17 protein-coding genes are annotated in these 21,787 nt (G+C 56.2%); 9 read left to right on the top strand and 8 right to left on the bottom strand.

Features of this window, described 5'->3' with window-relative positions; genetic code table 11:
* Window positions 1–2: 2 nt before the first annotated feature.
* A complete protein-coding gene (locus OK412_RS04240; protein ID WP_264352729.1) occupies window positions 3–1,880 on the bottom strand; it encodes an amidohydrolase in 1,878 nt (625 codons plus the stop codon).
* Between the two features lie 291 nt (window positions 1,881–2,171).
* Between OK412_RS04240 and OK412_RS04235 the strand changes: the two genes are divergently transcribed.
* From OK412_RS04235 to OK412_RS04215, 5 genes are read left to right on the top strand one after another with little or no spacing between them, the layout of a single operon-like run.
* Window positions 2,172–2,864: a hydrolase gene (locus tag OK412_RS04235; RefSeq protein ID WP_010670331.1), complete on the top strand. Its 693-nt coding sequence runs from the start codon at window positions 2,172–2,174 to the stop codon at window positions 2,862–2,864.
* A 59-nt stretch (window positions 2,865–2,923) separates the two neighbouring features.
* Window positions 2,924–3,145 carry a XapX domain-containing protein gene (locus OK412_RS04230; RefSeq protein WP_033773924.1) on the top strand — a complete coding sequence of 74 codons (222 nt, stop codon included), beginning with the start codon at window positions 2,924–2,926 and terminating at the stop codon, window positions 3,143–3,145.
* Window positions 3,146–3,147: 2 nt separating this feature from the next.
* Window positions 3,148–3,402: a XapX domain-containing protein gene (locus OK412_RS04225; protein ID WP_010247172.1), complete on the top strand. Its 255-nt coding sequence runs from the start codon at window positions 3,148–3,150 to the stop codon at window positions 3,400–3,402.
* Window positions 3,403–3,445: 43 nt separating this feature from the next.
* Entirely contained in the window at window positions 3,446–3,829 is a 384-nt protein-coding gene (locus OK412_RS04220) for a response regulator transcription factor (protein ID WP_010670332.1), read from the top strand.
* Window positions 3,829–9,369: an AAA family ATPase gene (locus tag OK412_RS04215; protein ID WP_264352728.1), complete on the top strand. Its 5,541-nt coding sequence runs from the start codon at window positions 3,829–3,831 to the stop codon at window positions 9,367–9,369. Before OK412_RS04220 ends, OK412_RS04215 begins: the two co-directional genes overlap by 1 nt.
* Window positions 9,370–9,398: 29 nt before the next feature.
* Here OK412_RS04215 and OK412_RS04210 read toward each other — a convergent pair whose 3' ends face one another.
* Complete coding sequence (locus tag OK412_RS04210) at window positions 9,399–10,019, bottom strand: response regulator transcription factor (protein ID WP_033760375.1); 621 nt, start codon at window positions 10,017–10,019, stop codon at window positions 9,399–9,401.
* Between the two features lie 820 nt (window positions 10,020–10,839).
* Here OK412_RS04210 and fdhF point away from each other — a divergent pair.
* Window positions 10,840–13,812, top strand: coding sequence for a formate dehydrogenase subunit alpha (gene fdhF, locus OK412_RS04205; RefSeq protein ID WP_264352726.1), 2,973 nt, complete (start codon window positions 10,840–10,842; stop codon window positions 13,810–13,812).
* Window positions 13,812–14,297 (top strand): DUF1641 domain-containing protein, encoded by a 486-nt coding sequence (locus tag OK412_RS04200; protein WP_022624305.1) that lies wholly within the window; start codon window positions 13,812–13,814, stop codon window positions 14,295–14,297. Before fdhF ends, OK412_RS04200 begins: the two co-directional genes overlap by 1 nt.
* A gap of 16 nt (window positions 14,298–14,313) precedes the next feature.
* Here OK412_RS04200 and OK412_RS04195 read toward each other — a convergent pair whose 3' ends face one another.
* Together OK412_RS04195 and OK412_RS04190 are read right to left on the bottom strand one after the other, a co-directional pair.
* The gene (locus OK412_RS04195; RefSeq protein ID WP_033769017.1) at window positions 14,314–14,724 is read right to left on the bottom strand and encodes a GFA family protein; all 411 of its coding nucleotides are present in this window, start codon (window positions 14,722–14,724) and stop codon (window positions 14,314–14,316) included.
* A 156-nt stretch (window positions 14,725–14,880) separates the two neighbouring features.
* Window positions 14,881–15,651, bottom strand: coding sequence for a DeoR/GlpR family DNA-binding transcription regulator (locus tag OK412_RS04190; RefSeq protein ID WP_264352725.1), 771 nt, complete (start codon window positions 15,649–15,651; stop codon window positions 14,881–14,883).
* A gap of 120 nt (window positions 15,652–15,771) precedes the next feature.
* Between OK412_RS04190 and OK412_RS04185 the strand changes: the two genes are divergently transcribed.
* Window positions 15,772–16,923, top strand: a complete 1,152-nt coding sequence (locus OK412_RS04185) for an MFS transporter (RefSeq protein ID WP_249654743.1) — start codon at window positions 15,772–15,774, stop codon at window positions 16,921–16,923.
* A gap of 82 nt (window positions 16,924–17,005) precedes the next feature.
* Here the strand turns inward: OK412_RS04185 and OK412_RS04180 are convergent, their stop codons facing one another.
* The 4 genes from OK412_RS04180 to OK412_RS04165 form a co-directional block, all read right to left on the bottom strand.
* Window positions 17,006–17,647 carry a DUF1109 domain-containing protein gene (locus OK412_RS04180; RefSeq protein WP_264352724.1) on the bottom strand — a complete coding sequence of 214 codons (642 nt, stop codon included), beginning with the start codon at window positions 17,645–17,647 and terminating at the stop codon, window positions 17,006–17,008.
* Window positions 17,634–18,188, bottom strand: a complete 555-nt coding sequence (locus OK412_RS04175; protein WP_010247151.1) for a sigma-70 family RNA polymerase sigma factor — start codon at window positions 18,186–18,188, stop codon at window positions 17,634–17,636. The genes OK412_RS04180 and OK412_RS04175 overlap by 14 nt, the downstream gene beginning before the upstream one ends.
* A 71-nt stretch (window positions 18,189–18,259) precedes the next feature.
* Entirely contained in the window at window positions 18,260–19,501 is a 1,242-nt protein-coding gene (locus OK412_RS04170; protein ID WP_010247150.1) for a protein-disulfide reductase DsbD family protein, read from the bottom strand.
* A gap of 24 nt (window positions 19,502–19,525) precedes the next feature.
* Window positions 19,526–20,083: a peroxiredoxin gene (locus tag OK412_RS04165; protein WP_264352723.1), complete on the bottom strand. Its 558-nt coding sequence runs from the start codon at window positions 20,081–20,083 to the stop codon at window positions 19,526–19,528.
* Window positions 20,084–20,452: 369 nt separating this feature from the next.
* On the opposite strand from OK412_RS04165, the gene OK412_RS04160 reads away from it, so the two are divergent.
* The gene (locus OK412_RS04160) at window positions 20,453–21,661 is read left to right on the top strand and encodes an aldose 1-epimerase family protein (RefSeq protein ID WP_264352722.1); all 1,209 of its coding nucleotides are present in this window, start codon (window positions 20,453–20,455) and stop codon (window positions 21,659–21,661) included.
* Window positions 21,662–21,787: the final 126 nt, after the last annotated feature.

The following is a 21,787-nucleotide window of genomic DNA, read 5'->3' as shown; positions in this document are numbered from 1 at the left end:
GATTAAAACGCGAAGCAGCTGCAGCCGAGCGCGCCCCAGAAGGCGTTATCTTCGGCAACCGGAACGCTGGAACCACGGGCGATCTCATGCGAGTGGCGATGAACACCGCAGGGGCCGCTGCAGTGGTGCACGGCGGGCATCATACCCGCACGGCTCTGCGCAACCGGCGGAGCGCTGCGATAGTGACCTGGCACATTCACCACCGGTGACCACTCAGGCAGAACCGGAATAGCGGGCGGCGCATCCGCGCTGAACGATCCGGCGGCATAGACAATATTGCCATCCACCACTGTCAGCACTGACTCAATGCCTTTAATTTCCTCTTCCGGCACGCTGAAGAAATCTTTGCTCAGCACGGCCAGATCCGCCAGAAGACCTACCTGAATCCGACCTTTTTTATTTTGTTCGCTGGAGAACCATGCGCTGCCCTGTGTCCAGAGCATCAGCGCCGTTTCACGGTCAAGGCGGGCATTGACGTCATACATCTGCATGCCGCCTACGGTGCGACCGGAAACCAGCCAGTAGAGCGCGGTCCAGGGGTTATAACTGGCGACGCGGGTTGCATCGGTGCCGAGTCCGACCGGGACGCCGGTTTCCAGCATTTTCTGAACCGGTGGGGTATGGCGGGTGGCTTCAATGCCGTAGCGTTCGGCAAAGTATTCGCCCTGGAATGCCATGCGATGCTGCACCGCAATGCCACCGCCCAGCTCTTTGATACGATCGATATTGCGCTGAGTGACGGTTTCCGCGTGGTCAAAGAACCAGTGCAGACCATTAAACGGGATATCGCGGTTGACCTTCTCAAAGACATCCAGAATCCGGCTGATCGACTCGTCATAGGTTGCATGCAGACGGAAAGGCCAGCGATGTTCCACCAGATGACGCACCACGCGCTCCAGTTCATCCTCCATGCCAGGCGCTAAGTCCGGACGTGGCTCCAGAAAATCTTCGAAGTCGGCGGCCGAGAACACCAGCATTTCGCCTGCGCCGTTGTGACGGAAATAGTCGCTGCCCTGGCCTGGCGTCAGCATATCCGTCCACTTCTCAAAATCTTCCAGTTCATGCCCCGGACGCTGAGTGAAGAGGTTGTAGGCGATACGCAGCGTCATCTGCTTTTTCTGATGCAGTTCAGCGATCACTTCGTAATCTTCGGGATAGTTCTGGAAGCCGCCGCCCGCATCAATGGCGCTGGTCAGACCCAGTCGATTCAGCTCGCGCATAAACTGACGGGTCGAGTTGATCTGCTGTTCCAGCGGCAGTTTCGGTCCTTTGGCCAGGGTGGCGTAGAGGATCATCGCATTGGGACGGGCGATCAGCAGGCCGGTGGGATTGCCGTTGCTGTCGCGCTGGATTTCGCCACCCGGCGGGTTCGGTGTCTCTTTGGTGTAGCCGACGACTTTCAGCGCTGCGCGGTTGAGCAGGGCGCGGTCATAAAGATGCAGCACGAAGACCGGCGTGTCGGGTGCCGCTTCGTTGATCTCATCCAGCGTCGGCATCCGTCGCTCGGCAAACTGGAACTCGGTCCAGCCGCCTACCACACGCACCCACTGCGGTGACGGCGTGCGCAGCGCCTGCTCTTTCAGCATTCGCAGCGCATCGGCAACCGACGGCACCCCTTCCCAGCGCAGCTCAAGGTTGTAGTTCAGACCACCACGTATCAGGTGCAGGTGGGAATCGTTCAGGCCCGGCACGGCGGTGTGACCTTTCAGATCGATCACTTTGGTGCCGTCGCAGTGATACTCCATCGCCTCTGCCAGTGTGCCTACCGCAACGAATTTGCCATCACGAATCGCAACCGCTTCTGCCACCGGATTGCTGCGGTCAACAGTATGAAATTTGCCATGGGTCAGTATCAGTTCTGCTTTACCCAGCGTAACCATAGATCCTCCTCAACGGGGTTGTCCGACGTAGTGCGGGACAGGAAGTGCCGCAGATAACAGGGCACGAATAAGCCGGATTATGGTGAGCGGGTTAATGCGTCGTCTAGTTATACAGAGGGATACCTATACCTTCGTATAGTTATACGCAGAGATAATAGTTTGCCTTCGCCCGTCGCCCTACACTGCGACCAGACAGACAGCCAGCAGCAGGACGTTAAACCTGCACTGACCGTCCTTTTGCTCCGCGCCAATTGGCGAAAATTCCGTTACATAACCTCTATGGGTGAACGCATGTCCAACGCTAAGCTTGAAGTCCTCACGCCACATAACAGCCAGATTATTTTCATCGACCAGCAACCGCAGATGGCCTTTGGCGTGCAGTCGATTGACCGCCAGGTGCTGAAAAACAACACCGTTGCGCTGGCGAAGGCGGCGAAAGTCTTCAATATCCCCACCATCATTACCACCGTCGAAACCGAAAGCTTCTCGGGCCACACCTATCCTGAACTGCTGGATGTGTTTCCGGGTCAGGACATTCTGGAGCGCAGCTCAATGAACTCCTGGGATGACCAGAAAGTGCGTGATGCGCTGGCCGCGAACGGCAAGAAAAAAGTGGTGGTGTCCGGTCTCTGGACGGAAGTGTGTAACAACAGCTTTGCGCTGTGCGCAATGCTGGAAGGGGATTACGAGATCTATATGGTGGCGGATGCGTCAGGCGGTACCACCAAAGAAGCGCACGACTACGCGATGCAGCGCATGATTCAGGCGGGTGTGGTGCCGGTCACCTGGCAGCAGGTCATGCTGGAGTGGCAGCGTGACTGGGCCAACCGTGACACTTACGATGCGGTGATGAACATCGCCAAAGAGCATTCAGGTGCCTATGGCATTGGTGTGGATTATGCCTACACCATGGTACACAAAGCGCCGTCACGTCAGAAAAGTGAACATCGTACTCTGGCACCGGTTCACGCACCGGTCCGCTAAGGGACGTCCTGCTGATCGGCTTACGTCTGCCGGTCAGCAGGCATAACAGGAGTCCGGTTATGAATCCTTTACTGCTTTCTCTGGCTGCAGGGGTATTGATTGGCCTGCTTTACGGCCTGCTAAAGGTGCGTTCACCGGCTCCGCCCGCGATTGCGCTGGTGGGGTTGCTGGGGATGTTGCTGGGTGGGGCGCTGGTGCACGCAGTCTTGCCCGCAGAGCATACGACCACCCTGCAGCGATCGGATGCGCCGTTTGTTACACCTGTTTCGCGGGTAAGCTGAACATGTTGAAATCCTACATTATTTCTCTCACGGTGGGGCTGCTTGCCGGGGTAATCTATGCCCTGATCAACGTGAACTCTCCGGCACCTCCGGTTATTGCTTTAGTGGGGCTGTTTGGCATGCTGGTGGGTGAGCAGTTGATTCCGCTGGGTACGCGTCTGTTCCGCCGTCAGCCGGTGACGCTGAAGTGGTTTCGCCATGAGTGTGTGCCAAAAATCAGTGGGACACCGCCACCCGATGGCGATGACCACCCTTAAGTCCTCGCGTGCCGTACGATGAGGCGTTTCAGAGGATAACTGCATGGCGCTGTCACAGCGTATTGTCATTGTGGACGATGAACGCGCGGTCCGCAGTGGACTTAGCAATCTGTTGCATTCAGACGGCTATTCGACCCGACTATTTGAGTCAGGTGAGGCGCTGCTGAGCGATGACGATGCGCTTTCAGAGGTGGGGATGCTGATCATTGATGTCGGACTCAAGGGCATGTCCGGCTTTGAGCTGTTCACTATTTTGAAACAGCGGGCAGGTCTGCCACCGGTGATTTTTATCTCAGCAGATCTGGAAGAGACCACCCTGTGGTATGCCATTGCCTTGGGTGCCGTGACTTTTTTGCGAAAGCCGATTGATGTTGATACGCTGCTGACACTGATCCGTTGCGAGTTATCTCAGGGAAAGGTGCGCTGATGAGCATGCTTTCGGTTAATTTTCAGGAGAGTGACGATGCAGGGAACGCGATTGAAGATTTCGACACGCTGACGCCGCTGGCGCAGGATGGCTGCCTGCTCTGGATGCTGGCGCGCCGTCACTCAGGTGAGTCGCTGATAATCGCCACCGGACAGAGTGACGACGTCACGTTTCAGGCGACGCAGCGGTTGAAAAATGAGCGCGCGCTGGCCGCTTATCTTTCGCCCCGCTGGGCCATCACCGCGACGGGCACCACCCGTTACCTCAACCGCTATGCGCTGATCTACCCCACGTTTCCGTTTCGCAGCCTGGCGAATAACCTCGCGACCCCTCCCGATAAAATCGCTGACTTCCTGCAGGTTGCATTGCAGCTTTGCTACACGCTCGGCCAGGCGCATCATCAGGGCATCGTGCATGGGGATATCAAGCCGGGCCATTTTTTTATCAGCGACGAGGGCCGGTTCCGGCTGGGCGGGTTTGGTCTCGCCTCGCTGGCGGCGCAGTCGGCGGAAAAAAACAGCCTGCGCGTCTCAGGCGGTACGCTGGCCTATATGTCACCTGAACATACCGGCCGCACGCCGCATCCGGTCAGTAGCCTCAGCGATCTCTACAGTCTGGGTGTCGTGCTGTATGAATATCTCACCGGTAAGTTGCCGTTTGGCTCACCGGATGCGGGGGAGGCGGAGTGGATTCATCATCACATCGCCAGCGCGCCCCGGCCAGCCGTACAGGTCAGAGAGGATGTGCCGCCGATGCTCTCTGTGATTCTGCTGCGTCTGCTGGCAAAGTCACCTGCTGACGGGTATCAGACCGTGCAGGGACTGATGGCTGATTTACGCCGCTGTCAGGCGACGCTGACCGCAGAAAACACCATTGCGCCATTCACGCCCGGTCTGCAGGAGCGGTTCAGCACCAGTTTCCGGCCCGAGACACTCTTCACGCAACATCCGCAGGCTCGGGTGCTGCTGACGACGCTGGATGCGGTCAACCGTACCGGCACGCAGAGCCTGGTGATGCTGAGCGGTGCGCCCGGCTCGGGTAAGTCCGCCATTATCGCTTCCGCCCTGAAAACCCTGCAGCACAGACAGATTCTGCTGGCAGCCAGCAAGGCCGATCAACATTCGCCTGCCGCACCTTATGCCGCAGTCGCCTCAGCGTTTCGCACGGTCACGCTTTATCTGCTGGGATTGTCAGCCCTGGAGCTAAGCAAATGGCGAGTGCGCCTGTTGCGCTTGCTGGGTGGCTATACCGATTTAGCCATTGAACTGGTGCCTGAACTAAAACAGCTGCTGAATATCCGGACAGTGCAGCCGGTGGTGCGCCATGCTCCGGACGCCCGCGAGCAGTTTAATCAGATGGCGTCCGCGCTTATCCAGGCCTTTGCCACGCCGGGCCGTCCGCTGGTGATGCTGATTGATGATGTTCACTGGGCAGACAATGCCACGCTGCAACTGCTGGAAAATCTGATTACCCGTAATGAGCATCTGCCTTTTATGCTGGTGCTCGCCTTCCGGGAGGGTGAGTCGATGCCCTGTCCGATGATTGCCGGGTTTCTGCTGCGCCTCAGAGCATCAGCGGCACGGGTCGTGGCGCTGACGCCGCAGCCGCTCAGCGTTAAAAGCATCACCCGCTGGCTGGCGGGAATGCTGCATACCCGTCCCGGTGGCAATCGTGAGCTGGCACAGATTATCTTTGAGAAAACCGGCGGTAATCCGCTCTCGATGCAGGAGTTCTTCCGTCAGGCGGTAGATGATGGGGTGATTGTCTATCGTCAGAACCCGCTGAAGTGGCATTACGACAGCCAGGCGCTGATTGCGCGTCAGTACACCGACAATGTGGCGACGCTGGTATTAAATCAGCTGGCGCGGATGCCGGAGGCTACACGCCAGCTGCTGGGTTCGCTGGCCTGCCTGGGGGCCAGCGGCGAGCTGTCTTTATTAAGTCATATCAACGCGACGTCCGTATCGCGGATTCAGCAGCAGCTTGAGCCTGCCGTCAGCGACCGTTTTATAACCCTGACTGGCGGGAACTACGCCTTTACCCACGACCGCGTGCATAACGCAGCGTTTTTACTGCTCGACCTCCGGCAGCAACACTCTCTTCATCAGCAGGCGGCGGCATGGCTGTCGGCCGCGGTGGTAAATGCCGATCACAGTGAGACGCTATTCCGCGCGGCTTATCACATCGGCATGATTGCTGAACTGCCACTTAGCGTCGCAGATCGTGAACGCTATTATCCCCTCTGTTTACGTGCTGCGCAGGGAGCGAAACGTGCCGGAGATTATCTCTCAGCGCTGCGCTATCTGCGCAGCGCCCAGCAACTCAGCCAGCGGATGGTGACCGGCAATGACTTTATGCTGGGCATTGATGAGGCGGAGTGCGAATTTCTGCACGGTAATCTGACGACCGCGCAAAAGCTCTGTACCCGACTGCTGAGTGAGCCAGGCACGCTCAGTGAAAAATCGATGGCAGCCTGTCTCTCTGCTGAAATTCATATGCGTCAGTCCGACAACCATCTGGCGCTGGAAACTGCGCTCGCCTGGCTGGCAGTATTTGGTGTGCATCTCAGGCGTGATCCGGACGACGCGGAGATTGACGCCGCCTGGCAGGCGATCAGGGCGCGGATTGGCGATTCCCCGCAAGCGGCTTTTTCCCGACTGCCACGCAACACCGATCAGGAAACTGAGTCGGTGCTGAACCTGATGGCCAGCACCATTTTTGTCTCCGCCTACGACTGCCCGCAGCTGCATCTGTTGCTGGTCTGCCGGATGCTGGAGATGACGCTGGATCACGGCGTGACCGGTGCTTCTGCGTTTGGTCTCGCCTGGTTCAGCGTGCTGATCAGCGAACGCTATCAGGCCTGGCATTTTGGCTATGCCTGTGGTCGGGTGGCCCGTGAGCTGGTGGAGCGGCATGACTTTACCCGCTATAAAGCCCGCACACTGCTGCCTCTGGATCAGCTGGGGATCTGGACGCAGCCGCTGGATGTGGCCGTAGAGAGTGCCCGTGATAGTTTTCGCGTCGCGGTGATGCACGGTGACCGTTCCTTTGCCTGCCTCTCGTTGCGTCATCAGATCATGAACACGCTGACACGCGGCGATCACCTGGAGTCGGTCATGACCTCCATTGAGCGCGGACTCGCTTTTACCCGCAAAACCTTTTATCCCGATGTTGAGAACGTGCTGGTCATGCAGAAGCAGCTGGTGATGCAACTGCGGAACAGCAACGGGTTCAGGGCAGGCGATCGCGATGGGGCTTTGCCGATGGTGGCGGGCAGCGAGCCGGGCGTGATCTCTGGCCCAAAAGCGATGGTGCTGTTCTGGGCGGGGTTGTATCGGGGAATGGCACATTTCTTTGCGGCAGAATACCGGGAGGCGCTGCGCTGTTTTGCAGAAATTCGTCCGCTGACCAGCGCAGTGCCCGCTTACATCTACCTGATGGATATGCATTTTTACAGCGCACTATCGCTAAGCCTGCAGCCCGGTGCGGCTGACAGCAACACGCTGCGCTGCGATCTGGACAAATTTGCGGGCTGGGCCGACCTCAATCCCGGACTCTTTGCTGATAAATATGCCCTGCTCAGGGCAGAGTGTGCCCGTCTTGCGGGCAACACGGGCGAGGCGCTGAAACAGTATGAAAATGCGATCTGTCTCTCCCGCCAGGGGGGATATCTGCACATTCATGCGCTGGCGAATCAGCTGGCTGGCCGCTACTGCAAAGCATTACAGCTAGATACCGCCGCCGATGCCTACGTTAAAGCGTCGATGAGAAGCTGGGAGAGCTGGGGCGCGCTGGCGATGGTGCGCCAGCTTGAGCAGCACTATCCGCATCTGACCACGCCGATGCAAAACAGTGCGGTGGCGACCATTCCCTTTACGCAGGATGCCTCGTTCTACGACCTGGAGAGTGTGCTGACCGCCGTGCGCGCCCTGACGGAGGAGATCAACCTTGATCGGTTGATTCATACCCTGATGCGCATCCTGCTGGAGCGGGCCGGTGCCCAGCGCTGTCGGCTTATCCGGATTCTGGATGGTACGCTTCCGGAAACCCAGGCCTGGGCAGAAAGCACGGCTGATGGCGTGCGGGTGCAGATTGTCAAAGAGCGCCCCGTCGCAACTGACCTGCCGCTATCGGTACTGGCCGCGGTGATCCGTACCGGTCAGGAGATACGTACTGGCAAGCCGGAAGAGTTCAGTCCGTTCAGTCAGGATCCTTACCTGGTGGCCTCGGGCGCTGCGGTGTTATGTGTTCCTATGTTCAGGCAGGCCAATATGGTTGGGGTGCTCTATCTGGAGAATCGCCTGATGCCCGATGCGTTCACGGCTGAGCACTCCCACATTGTTAAAACGTTGAGTGCTCAGGCGGCAGTTTCGCTGGAGACGGCGCGCCTCTACGCTGAGCTGCTGGAGGAGAACAACCATCGGCGACGGGTTGAGAAGCAGCTACGCGCCAGCAAAACCTCGCTGATGCTCGGCGAGAAGATCAGTCATACCGGCACCTGGCGCTGGGAAGTGGCAGAGGACATGATGATGGTGTCTGAAGAGTATGGCCGTATTCTGGGCCTGCCAGCCCATCAAAAAGGGTTGTCGATGGCAGATTTTCTGACCCGCGTTCATCCCGATGATTATGAATGCATCAGCGAACTGGTGACGCACAGCGTCAGTCAGGGACGTAGTATGCAGGCTGAGTTCCGTGTGCTCAGGCCGGATGGTGAATGCCGTTATATCAAAGGTATCGGAGAGCCGGTAGAAAACTTCCCCGAGGTGAAAGAGTACTTCGGCACCATTTCCGATATCACCTCGCAGCGCCAGGCAGAAGATGCCGCGCGCATGGCACAGGCGGATCTGGCCCGTGTAACCCGCGCCACCACAGTCGGGCAACTGACTGCCTCAATCGCCCACGAAATTAACCAGCCACTGATGTCGATCGTGGCCAATGCCGGTGCCAGCCTGCGCTGGTTAAAGCGTGAACCGGTGATGCTGGAGAATGCCAGCAGTAGTCTGGATGAAATTATCAAAGAGGGAAAACGTGCCGGAGAGATAATTCGTGGCCTGCAGGCGCTGACCCGCAATCATGAATCGAGCTTTGCCTCGGAAAACCTCCATCTGATCGCCCGCGATATCCTGGCGCTCTCCAGAGTGGAGCTGGAGCGACGCGGAATTTCGCTGGAGCTGAAACTGAGGGCCGGAAAGGCGGATATCTATTGCGACCGCGTTCAGATTCAGCAGGTGCTGCTGAATCTGGTAATCAATGCCATCGATGCCATGTCCGACGATTTACCGCGCGCGGCGCTTTTGCGGCTGACGTCAGAGAACCCGACGCCGGACACGCTGCGTTTTGAGGTGCTGGACAGCGGTTGCGGCTTACCTGATGGCGTGCGTGAACGGATTTTTGAGTCGTTCTACACCACGAAGAAAAGTGGCATGGGCATGGGATTAACCATCAGCAAAGGGATTATCAAAAAGCATTGTGGTGAGTTAGGCGCAGAGAACAGGGCGGAAGGCGGCAGCCGTTTCTGGTTCACTCTGCCACTGGGATAATCGTATTGAGGACAGGTGTCTGCCTGGCCTTAGCGGCGTCGGGTATGATCAATATTGAGCCGCTCTGCCGCCCGCACCAGATCTGTGAGCGACCGTGCCTTCATCTTTTCCATCACCCGCCGCTTGTGAACTTTTGCCGTGATCTCACTGACGCCCATTTCGGCGGCAATCTGCTTATTCAGCAGGCCGCTAATCGCCAGCAGCATGACCTCGCTTTCACGCGGTGTCAGGGTCTGATGTCGCTCCAGTATCTCCCTTCGCTCCTCGGAAGAGGCCATATTCTGCCCGGCGATCTGTAAGGCTTCTGCAACCGCCTGCAAAATACGATCGGGATCGACAGGTTTAGTCAGAAACTCATAAGCACCGGTTTTCATCGCCCGCACCGTGACCGGAATGGTCCCGAAGCCGGTTAAGAAGATAGTGGGAATGGCGTAGCCACGATCAATCAATGCCTGTGCGACATCAAATCCATCTGCACCAGGCAGATTAATATCCAGAATCAGGCAACAGGGAAGGGGAGTAAAAGCGTGAGCCAGGAAATCATCAGCCGAAGAAAAAGAGATAACCGTGTAATCGTCGGCAGTGAGCAGATTACGCAGTGCAGCAGTCACAGCAGCGTCGTCGTCAACGATATAAACGATGGGATTCATAGGGACCTCATTTCAGCCAGGTATTTACTGATAATTTAATTAAGCATGACGCGTAAAGAGGCCCTGATGAGAAAGTGTCGGGCAGGGTTAACAGGATATTACCATAACAGTTATCATTATCATCTTATAATTATCAGCTTGCTAAAATTAAGATAAATGGCTGATAGGTATGACTAAAATGTGAGCGTCAACTCTGGGGGGGAGCGCCACTGTTCTGGGCGTCAATGCTGATAACTGTCATTTGATCGACATAGCTATGCCATAAATTGTTCGCTCACTCACGGGCAGGAGAATAGTCCCGTTTAATAGCTAAAATAATCCATAAACCCGTTATCCAGATTAAATCGTTTCAGCCTGATATGTACTGGAATAAGTTAGTGGCGGTACGTAATTAATTTGGGAGTAGTCTGTTAACTCGCGGCGGACCTGATAATTAATTCACTGAGGGAAAAACGACGGATTGATAAGCGTGCCGATCATTACCCTGCGTCTTATAGCGAAATAAGCTAGTTGATTATATAGTTACAACATACATTGTGCTTTGTTATTAACCCTAAGCTTCACCATTGTGCGGCCAATGCTTATCAACGCGAAGCCTCTGTGCCAGTTTCTCACTATCAGCCGGGTAAAAGCTGACCCGTTTTTATCCGGTAAAAAGTCATTACATTTAAAAAAGCCTTGTCTGTCAGCAAGTAACCTTGATAAGCGTAGCGGTATTCATGGCGTGGCTGTTAATCCTCACTAAGCTTGTGAAGCAACCCTTTAAATAGAGGGAGATTTTCCATTCGGTAGCTCGTCGCAATGTCGTCATGAGGCTTATATGAGTCAAAATTACTGCACCATTATCTACAATGGTGAACGGTTAAAAGGGTTAGCTGATCAACCGCTAATCGATTTTCTGGATGCTCAAGGGAAAAAACTACCTCATGTCTGTTACCACCCGGCGTTGCCGCCGCTGCAAAGTTGTGATGTCTGCTGGGTAGATGCCAACGGCGAGCGGGTTCGCGGCTGCACGCTCCGCACTGAAGAGGGGCTGGAGGTGCAGAGTGAAGGCAGTGCGCTTAAGGCCGCGCAGCAGGAGGGAATGGATCGGCTGCTCAATCGTCATGAGCTTTACTGTACCGTCTGTGAACACAACACCGGTGACTGCACGCTGCATAATGCCGTGGCAGATATGCACATTCCGGTTCAGTACTATCCTCATGAGCCCAAGCCCTACGCAAAAGATCATTCCAATCCGTTTTACACCTACGATCCTGACCAGTGCATCTTATGCGGTCGCTGTGTCGAAGCGTGTCAGAATGTCGAGGTCAACGAAACACTTTCGATTGACTACACCCAGGCACATCCTCGCGTGCTCTGGGATGGCGGAACGGAAATCGCCGGTTCCAGCTGCGTCAGCTGCGGACATTGCGTCACAGTTTGCCCGTGCAATGCGCTGCTCGAAAAAACCATGCAGCCAGACGCAGGCCCCTTTACCGCGATGGATGAAGGGCTGAAGCGTCCGCTGATCGACTTTGTTAAAACGCTGGAAAACAGCATCGGCATGGAGCCGATTACCGGCGTTTCGAAAATCGATGTGGCGCTGCGCCAGTCGGAGATCAAACGCACCAAAACTGTTTGCACCTATTGCGGCGTGGGCTGTAGCTTTGAAATCTGGACCCGTGACCGCCACATCCTGAAAGTTCAGCCGGTTGCCGAAGCGCCGGCCAACGGCATCTCGACCTGCGTTAAAGGTAAATTCGGCTGGGACTTCGTCAACAGCCCGGAGCGCCTGACTACGCCATTGATCCGCGAGAATGGCCACTTCCGGCCTGCCAGCTGGGATGAAGCACTTCAGCGGGTTACCGAAGGATTACAGGGTATCGCTCAGAATTATGGAGGCGATGCGATTGGCTTTATCGGCTCCAGCAAGGCCAGCAATGAAGAAGCCTATCTGACCCAAAAAATCGCCCGTTTAATTTTTGGCACCAACAACGTTGATAACTCCTCGCGCTATTGTCAGAATCCGGCCACAGAAGGACTGTTCCGCACGGTGGGCTACGGCGGAGATGCCGGGACGATTGAGGATCTGCAACAGACCGATTTGATCGTGCTGGTCGGCAGCAACCTGGCCGAGAACCATCCGGTGATTGCTTCACACATCAAACAGAGCCACAAACATCGCGGTCAGAAACTGCTGGTCGTTGATCCGCGCCGTCATGAAATGGCGGAACGTGCTGACTGCTATCTGCGCATCCGACCGGGTACTGACCTGGTCTGGGCCTCGGCGATGGCAAAATATATGTTCGATCACGGTTATGCGGATGAGGCTTTTCTGGCCCAGCGGGTCAACCAGGTTGATGAGTACCGCGCGTCACTCGCTCCCTTTACGCTGGCCTTTGCCAGTGAGACATGTGGACTGAGTGAATCAGAACTGATTGAAGCAGCGGAAATGATCGGCCAGGCGGGCAGCGCCTGTGTGTTGTGGGCGATGGGAATTACCCAGCACAGCCACGGGGCAGACACCAGTACGGCGCTGTCGAACCTGCTGCTGGTCACCGGCAACTATGGCCGACCTGGCACCGGCGGTTATCCGATGCGCGGACACAACAACGTACAGGGCGCCAGCGACTTTGGCTGCCTCAGTAATCTCTATCCCGGCTATGAAAAAGTCACTGACCCAGCGGTGCGCGAAAAATGGGCGCGCGCCTGGGGCGTCTCACCTGAAGCGCTTTCCGATCAGCCTGGTGCTGATAATTTCAAAATGGTGCAGCAGGCCGGTGAAGGCAAAATTCGCGCGATGTATATCACCGGTGAAGAGACGGCGTTTGCGGATGCCGATGCCACTTCGGTGCATGCCGCCTTCAGCAAGCTGGAATTTATGGTGGTACAGGACATTTTCATGTCACGCACTGCCGAATTTGCCGATGTGGTGCTGCCCGGTGCGCCCAGCGTGGAGAAGGAGGGCACGTTTGTGAACACCGAGCGGCGGATCCAGCACTTTTCACCCGCCATGAAGCCGCTGGGTGATTGTCGGCCCGACTGGGAGATCTTTACCGATCTCGCCGCCCGTCTCGGTCATCCGTGGCATTACCCGAACCCAGGCGCGATTATGGCGGAAGCGGCAGGCATCGCAGAGATTTTCGCGGGTGTCAGCTATGAGCAACTGGTCGGCTGGCAGTCCCAGCTCTGGCCCGTCAGCGCCGCAGGCGAAAGTACGCCGCTTCTCTATACAGAACGATTTAATTTCCCGGATGGCAAAGCGCGACTCTATCCGCTGAGCTGGCAGCCGCCCGCGGAGCAGGAGGATTCACAGTATAATCTGCTGCTGAATAATGGCCGGATGCTGGAGCATTTCCAGTCGATGAATCAGACCGGGCAGGGTGGCTGCATGATGTCGCTGTCGCCAAATGCCTTTGTTGAGATCTCACCGGAGCTGGCCGCCGAGCGCGCGCTGAACGAAGGAGAGTGGGTACGCATTACCTCGCGGCGCGGATCGCTGGATGTGCCTGTTGTGATCACTGAGCGTGTGGCAGGCAACGTGCTGTTTATGCCAATTCATCATGGCAAAGATGGCGTCAACGCCCTGACCGGCGAACATCACGATCCCGACGTCAACACACCGGCTTATAAAGAGATTGCCGTAAATATGAAGCGCGTTGATCGCCGGTCGCAGCCTAATCCGGTGCCACTACACAACTTCCGTCACGGCAGTCGTACGCCGCTGGATCACCTGCCGATAGAGCAAAAATGGCAGCAGGCTGGCTATCGGGAACCGCCTGAACATGTCGAAAAACCGGAGAAATTCTAATGGCAGAACGGATGAAATATCAGGTCCCGCCGACACCTACCGAGCCGACCGCCCGGGAGGCGATGGATGAGCTAATCGAAAATCTTCACCAGCACGGTTTTCTGCGGCTGGCGAACGATCTGGTTAAATCAAACAGCGAGGTGGGGAAAATCCTGGTCTCAGGCCTTAATCAGCCGGGTACGCAGAACGCGCTACAGAATCTCTCGCTACTGATGATGACGCTGGGCAGCGTGCCGCCAGAACGGTTTAATCATCTGCTGTTGGCCGTTCGCGATGCCGCGATGGCCGTTAAACCAGCGCGCGATGAGGCCCGTCAGGATAAAGCCGCGCCGGGCATCCGCGGCATTATCCGGTTACTCAATGATGAGGATCTGTGGCGCGGACTTCGCCCCATCTTCGCGGCGCTTGAAGTCTTCTCACAACAGATTGACCGTGAAGAGCAGAAGCCGATTACCCGCTTCAGTGGCAAGCCCACACGGGAGTAGTTCAGCCTGCGATCGTTCAGGATTGCGTGGGGGTGTAGATCAGATGACCGGCTACACCGCCCGCGCCGCCATCTTTTGGATGATTGATACCATCGGAGACAGGGACATCGGTGAAATCAAACGGCGAAACCCCCTCAAGGCAGGCGACATTCACCCCGAACTGATCGGGCTGTGAGCGGCTCTGATGAAAGGTGTAAATGCCGCAAACGGAACAGAAGTAGTGGCCCACCTCTTTGCTGTTGAAACGATACTCTGTGAGCTGCGCTTCACCCCGGGTCAGCTCCACCTTTGTCGCAAATACCACCACCGCGCCGCGCATCCGGCAAAACGAGCAGTTGCAGCGGCGCACCGTATTAAATCCATCCTTCAGCGTCACCCGGTACGCCACGGCGCCACAGTGGCATTGTGCTGTCATTTCATTTTGCATCGTGATCTCCTGTGTAGTGAAACCAACCAGCTTTCAGCCTACGCCAAAGCCTGGGATTTGGCAGCATCGGTTGCGGATTTGTCGACCATTAGTACAGCCAGGGCAGGGTGCGTTCATCGGGTTCGTCTGCGACACGATTTATTTCATCACCCCGTATCAGACAGTAATAAGCGTTATCTCTTCCGCTTCAAACGCCTCAAGCAGTTCTTTATCGAGCTTCTCTTCCACGACGAGCGTTGAAATTTCACGGCATTTCGCCACGCTGAATCGCGCTACTGCGGGGATTTTATCCGCTGTCAGCCCGACAATGACCTGATTGCTTTGCGCCATGGCAACTTTCTTGAATTCGCAATCCGCATAGTTAAAACCGGTCAACCCGGCCTCCGGGCTCATGGCACAGCCGCCAATAAACGCCTGATTAAACAGAATCCTCTGGATCTGGTTGATCGCGGTTTGCCCGACCGCGCCGCCGGTGCTCTTCTGTATCTGCCCGCCCAGCATAATCACCTCCGCAGCAGGATGGTTGATCAGTAGCGCAGCAATATCGGGTGCATTGGTGACGACGGTGATATTCAAATCTGGTGATAGCGCCTGTGCCAGCGCCAGATTGGTTGTACCGGCATCAATAAAGATGCAGCTATTGGCTTTCACCAGGCTGGCACAGCGCTGCGCGATCAGGGCTTTTGCTGCGTGATCGTGAGCTTTCCGGCTGACAAAGCTGTCCGCCTCCTGAAGCTGTAACACCGCACCGCCATAGACCTTTTTACATAAACCCTCTTTACTGAGTTCATGGAGGTCGCGGCGGATAGTGTGCTCTGACACGGCCAATTGCCGTGCCAGGTCAGCGCAGACCACCCGTCCTTTGTCCTGCAATATCTCACGAATCAGCGCTTGTCGCTGCTGCGGGAAAGCTGCATAATCGAGCATATAAACCTCAAAATATTCACAATCGAGCTATAGTGAGCATAATCGTTCACTGCCGGGCAGGGAGTCAATAGCGATCTCTCGGTCCTGTCAGCTCTCCCCGACATCCCTGAAAGGAATGCAATGGCTAATAACGTCTCTTCCACGCTGGCAACACGCATCATCTTTTTTATAGCCGGATTTATAACCGCGACCTGGGCGGTGATTGTGCCCTTCGCCCGCGGCAATACCGGCGTTAATGAGGCGCAACTCGGCACCTTGCTGCTTTGTCTTGGCGTCGGCGCGCTGATTGCGATGCCGGTGACGGGCTGGCTGACCAGCCGCTTTGGCTGCCGCCGGGTGATTCTGGTCGCTGTCGCGCTGGTCATCATCAGTACGCCATGGCTATCGGTGCTGAGCAACCCGCTGTTGCTGGCGCTTGCGTTGCTGGTTTTTGGCGTCGGCATCGGAGTAACCGACTGCGCCATGAACATCCAGGCGATCCTGGTGGAGAAGCAGGCGGAAAAGCCAGTCATGTCAGGCTTTCACGGCATGTATAGCGTGGGCGGCATTGCCGGGGCGGGCTTTATGACGCTGCTGCTGGCGATGGGTTTTAGCGTGCTGACCGGCTGTTTGCTGGCGGTCGCGGCGGTGATTATCATGACGCTGGTCAGCGCATCGGGCTTACTGACCTACGCGAACCCCGCTGAAGGCCCGGTGTTTGCTGTTCCGCGCGGCAGCGTACTGATTATCGGCATCATCTGCTTTGCCGTCTTCCTGACCGAAGGCACCGTGCTGGACTGGAGTGCTGTCTATCTGACCGACGTCCGGGCCATTCCGGCATCACTGGGCGGACTGGGCTATACCTGCTTTGCCATTGCGATGACCGTGGCGCGTCTGACCGGGGATCGGATTATCTCATCGCTGGGACGTTTACCGGTTGTGCTGGGCGGCGCACTGATTGCCGCCGCTGGCATGGCGATGGTGACCTTTATCGCCTCCTGGCCGATGGCGTTGCTGGGCTACACCCTGGTCGGCGCAGGCTGCGCCAATATCGTGCCGGTAATGTTCTCCGCCGCCGGACGTCAGACGGTGATGCCGCAGGCGGTCGCCGTGCCTGCCATTACTACTCTGGGCTATCTGGGGGTCCTGAGCGGGCCAGCCGTGATTGGCTACGTGGCGCATTACACACATCTCGCTTTCTCGTTTTCACTGATTATGGCGCTGATGCTGGTTGTCGGTGCGGTCTCTCTGACCCTGGATCTGGGCCGTAGCCGCGCGGGGGAGAATGCATAAAATTACCCAATCCGCGCTCCTGACAGAATTTCATTGAACGGGGCGCGGAGTCATCTTCAGGAGGAACGGAAGCGGCGTGCCATTACTCTCCCAGCCTGACCAAGCGGCGGCCTGCCAGCACCGTCAGCGCCACGATGGTGATGCCCGCAGCCAGATGCATAGAAAAATCGATGGCGTGCAGATGGGTATCGTGGCACAACGACAGCAGCATCGATGAGGTAAACGCACTGCCGCAGCCGCTCAGCGCCAGACTGCGCGCCGGATAGAGGGATCGGGTGCGCTGCAGGGCGAACACGGACATCAGCATCATCGGGACACTGGCCGACAGCATAAACAGATAGCAGTGCATCCCTTCACCCAACCGGTTCGCGCTCGATGGCGGTGCTGAAGATGACATATTGATCAGATTCAGCACCAGCCACATCATCGCCATCAGCAGCGGCCAGCGCAGGCTGATGGGTTTTCTGCCTGCAATACTCAGCGTAAAGGCTGCCGCCAGCGTGCTGCCCGCGATGATAAGTGACAGCAGCAGGGCAACCAGCGCAAAAAACGCGCCAGGCTGCGACCAGTCAGTGAAACGGCTGTGAAAAGCCCAGCTGGTCAGCGCGCCACAGGGCAGGGCAAGCGCAATCCAGCCCGCGACGCGCCAGGCGGTGGGCCAGACGCGTTGCACCGGCTGGGCAGACGCGCTGAGCTGATTAATTAACTGGTCATGATTTCTCATGATGACCCCGTCCATATTTACGAAGGTTGACCATTGCGCGATGCAACAGAGATTTAACCGCAGAGAGTGACTGATTGGTTTCAGCTGCTGCCTGCGCCAGGCTCTGCTCGCGCAGATGCACGGATTCGACGATCTCCCGCTGGCGCAGCGGAAGGTTATCCAGATAACCGGAGAGGATATCCGTATCGGCTGAGGACTCTGCACTTGCAGCGGGTTGTCGTTGCAGCTCTTCCTCATCCTGTACTTCCTGGCGACGGCCGCGATGGCGCAGCGCATCAATGGCCCGGGCAGAGGCGATGGCAGCAACCCAGGGGAGTATCGGACGCTGCGGATCGTAAGTATGCCGCACCCGATGAATCGCCAGCAGCGTCTCCTGAATGACATCCTCAACCAGTCCCTCATCACGGATTTTTTTGCATACCAATGCCCGGATGGCCGGAACCATCGCTTTCAGTAACTGGTTATAGGCAGCTCTGTCACCCGCCTGCGCCCGGGCCATTAATGCTGGCCACTGCTGTGCGCGTTGATCAGTTTCTGGCATCGATCATCAGCAGTTCAGCACGCTGTCGCCGCGCCCTGACCACGCGCCAGGCAATTGTTTCATCAGTAATCTCAGGATTTATTTCCTTTTTCTGTTGCCTGATTCAGCGCTGAAATCACAATGCCAGGCGTCAGCACCTGTGGCAGCACCTCAGGTTTACCGCCGTCAGCCGGATAGACCACGTAGAGGGGTAATCCACCGCGCCCGAAATCGCTCAGCGCCTGTTCAACATCGGGATTGTATTTGGTGGAATCCGCGACCATATAAATGGTGTTGGTTCGCGCCATCGCCGCTTTTACCGCCTGCGTCGAAAGCGAAGTACGATCGTTAACCTGGCAGGTAATACACCATGATGCGGTAAAGTTCACCAGTATTGGCTTGCCCTGACCTTTGATGGCATCAACGTTCTGGGGCGACCACGCCACAGCGGCGGCAGCCTGTGAGGCGGTTGCCGTTTCAGCCGGAGCCTCGGCAAACCTGTTCAGGTTCAGTAACGGCACTACGACCAGCGCCAGGAAGAATGCGGTCGCCACGTGCAGCACCCAATGACGCTGTCCCATCATACGGCGTTTCTGCGCCATGCCATACAGCCAGGCGGCGAAACTAAACAGTAAACAGCAGGCCAGAATGGCAGCCAGCGCCGCCGATCCCGCCTGACGTTCAAGTACCCAGATCAGCCAGCCCACCGCGCCCAGCATGGGAAACGCCAGCCCCTGCTTTAATGTGATCATCCAGGCACCCGGCTTTGGCAAAATCCGCGCCAGCACCGGGAAGAATGAGATGAGAGTGAAGGGCGCAGCAAAGCCCAGCGCCAGTGAAATAAAGATCACCAGACTGATCAGCGGAGGCTGGGTAAGCGCATAGCCTACCGCGCTGGCCATAAAGGGCGCGCTGCAGGGCGTCGCGACAATGATGGCCAGCGCGCCAGTCAGTGCTGAACCGACTAAACCACCGCGATCGCCTCCCACTTCGCCAACCCGCTGTACCGATAATCCTACTTCAAACAGACCGAGCAGGTTCAGTGCCGACCCAAGCATCACCAGAATCAGCGCGGCGATGACCAGCGGCGATTGCAGCTGGAATCCCCAGCCCACCGATGCACCGCCCGCCCTGGCCAGCAACAGAACTGCGGTCAGAGCGACCATCGTCACGACTACGCCCAGCAGAAAGGCCAGGCCTTCGGCTCTGGCGTGGGAAGGTGATTCGTGATGGCGGATCAGGCTCAGTGCTTTCAGCGAGATCACCGGAAACACGCAGGGCATGAGGTTCAGAATAATGCCGCCCAGGAAGGCGGCTGCAATCGCAGTCAGCATGATGTACCTGCTCTGAAGATGAAGTTATGCCGGATTGGCCTGACGGTATTTTTTAACGGCATCCATCGCTTTCTGGATATGCGTATCAGGATTTTTATCGGTGAAGCTCAGCAGGATTTTGCCATCGGGCGCAATCACGTAAGAGGTACGGTCTGAGAGTTTCTGACCTTTCATCTCCATGGTGCTCTTATATTCTGCCGCCACTTTGGCACCGGGATCGGCTGCGACGGTGAATTTGTCACGGCATTCAAGCTGCGAGAATTTCGCAATCTGATCGGTATTGCCCGCCGTCACGCCAATGACGGTCGCACCCTGCTTTTTAAATTCATCGGTCGCTTCAGCAAAATCGTGTGCTTCCAGCGTACAGCCTGCACTGAAAGCAGCAGGGAAGAAGTAGAGGACAACCGGGCCTTTCTGCAGCGCCTGTTGCAATGAGAAGGTGGTCGATTTACCGGCCAGCGCGGCTTCCAGTTTAAAGTCCGGCGCTTTTTCACCGACCTGTAACGCTGCAAAAGCAGATGTTGCCGGAACACTCAGTGCCAGCAGTGTAGCGACGGTCAGGGTTTTCAGGGTGTTTTTCATTGGCTTTACTCTCTCCATTGACGAACAGACGGAGTTGTCTGACGTCCCTGATAACAGGTTCGTTTAAAAATGGAAAAAGTTGCGCGTTTGAAGATTTTTTTTAAATTATTTTTTAAATAGCGCTTCATCCGCCATCTTTTATCAGATCCCTCTTTTTGAGCTGAATCGAATAAAGCTAATGTCAGCAAACTTCACCTGATTCGCTGTAGTTATTCCTCTCTGGCCTGTAATCACTGTGATTTGGCCCACAATAATAGGTCTGAGTCGCTGCCTTTTCCCAACAGGTGAGCATCATCACGTTTATCTTCAGTCCCATTAAGTAAATTTCCCTTACGGAATGAAAAAACGATTCAGCCAATGGGGTGAAGGATGAAGATTAAACTGGCGTTAACGGTACTGGCAGTGCTGGTTTCAGGCTCTGCAGCGGCGAAAACCTGGGTGCTGACGAGTGCTGAACAAGGCACCGAGCAGGGAAACTGGAAGATTTCCAGCAGTGAGCTGAAGTCTCAGGGCAAACCGTTCAGCATCGAACAGAAAGTCCTGCATGGCGGCAAGCAGGAAGGCAGTAAAATTCTGACGATCCGCAGTGAGGATGGCCTGACGATTACGCTAAGCCCGACACGTGGCATGAACTTACTGCGTGTTGAAGGCTTTGGCACCCGTATGGGCTGGGATTCACCAGTTAAAGAGGTCGTCAATCCTGCCTACATCAATCTTGAGAGCCGCAACGGTCTGGGCTGGCTGGACGGTTTCAACGAGATGATGGTGCGCTGCGGCTACGAATGGACCGGCCATCCGGTCACCGATGAAGGCCGAATCTATACGCTGCACGGTAAAGCAGGGAATACGCCGGTTTCTCAGCTGGAAGTTGAAGTGGCAGATGCGGCACCACACGAAATCCGTATTCGCGGCCTGATTAAAGAGAGCACCTTTAAGAAAGCTGATTTGCAGACCATGACCGAACTGCGTTACGTGCCAGGCAGCAACAGTTTCAGCCTGCATGATGTGTTAACCAACCATGCCGACTATCCGCACGATTACCAGATCATCTATCACAGCAATTTCGGCAAACCTATTCTGGAAGAGGGCGCACGCTTCCTGGCGCCGATGTCCGGCATCAGCCCATTCAATGACTACGCGAAAGCCGGGTTAAAAGAGTGGCAGACCTATAAAGGTCCGACCAAAGACTTCGATGAGATGGTGTTCAACATCAAGCCGCTTTCAGACAGCAATCATCAGACCGTCGCTGCGGTGATAAATAAAGCGGGCAACAGCGGCGCATCCATTCAGTACGATACACGTCAGCTCCCGATGCTGACCTTATGGAAAAATACCGACACCCTGAAACAGGGCTACGTGACCGGTATCGAACCTGGTACCAGTTACGCCTATCCGGTCACCATTGAACGTGAACAAAAACGTGTGAAGCAGCTGCAACCGGGTGCCAGTACGGCATTTGATCTGACTTACACCTTGCTGCACAGCAGCGAGCAGGTTAATGACGTTGAGAAACGCATTAAGGGCATTCAGGGCGAAACGAAGATTGATGTGAGCGAGACGCCGATAGCGAAAGAGTAACGACCCTTTATAACCCCAGCTAAATTGTTGGGGTTTTTAGTTTACAGGTCAGCGTTCCGTCACGGGATGACAACACAAATGCGGGAAAGAGGCAAAGATCTGCGCAGGATACTGGCGATGCTATAA

Origin of the sequence: Pantoea sp. JV6, assembly GCF_025910055.1 — a bacterium.
GTDB classification, from domain to species: Bacteria; Pseudomonadota; Gammaproteobacteria; order Enterobacterales; family Enterobacteriaceae; genus Pantoea; species Pantoea agglomerans.
The sequence above is the reverse complement of the archived record's forward strand: the minus strand, read 5'-3'. Positions and strand labels throughout refer to the sequence as shown.